Source organism: Kocuria sp. ZOR0020 (assembly GCF_000800955.1).
GTDB lineage: Bacteria > Actinomycetota > Actinomycetes > Actinomycetales > Micrococcaceae > Kocuria > Kocuria subflava.
Map to the genome: position 1 here is coordinate 1 of NZ_JROX01000016.1, position 439 is coordinate 439.

Below are 439 nucleotides of genomic sequence, written 5' to 3' on the forward strand. Positions count from 1 at the left end.
GGTTCTAATAATGACGGAAAACTATACATGATGTTGACTGGAATGGGCTATAGAACAATTAGGCGCAAAGATTGGAAAAGTCCATTAAATACAGCCCTTAACGTGCAATATGTTAACACATCAATCGTTGCAGGCGGGAGGTATTTTGAACTATTGAATGAAACTGTTGCCTTAAAAGGTAATGCAGTTAATTATATCCATGCAAATATTGACTTAACGCAAACAGCAAACCCTGTAAGTTTATCAGCAGAAACATCAAATAATAGTAACGGTGTTGATATAAACAACGGTTCTGGCGTTTTGAAAGTTTGTTTTGATGTTGTTACGACTTCAGGAACTGGTGTAACAAGCATTAAGCCAATTCTTCAGGCTAGTACTTTAGATAGTATTTCTGCAAACGATTTATCACTTAAAGATTCAATCAATGCAAATAATTTAT

At 34.6% G+C, this 439-nt stretch carries 1 protein-coding gene; it reads left to right on the plus strand.

Annotated elements, in window-relative coordinates; translation table 11 throughout:
- Nucleotides 1–27: 27 nt before the first annotated feature.
- A partial coding sequence (locus tag L979_RS14860; protein ID WP_231559340.1) for a hypothetical protein occupies nt 28–439 on the plus strand: 412 nt, incomplete at its 3' end.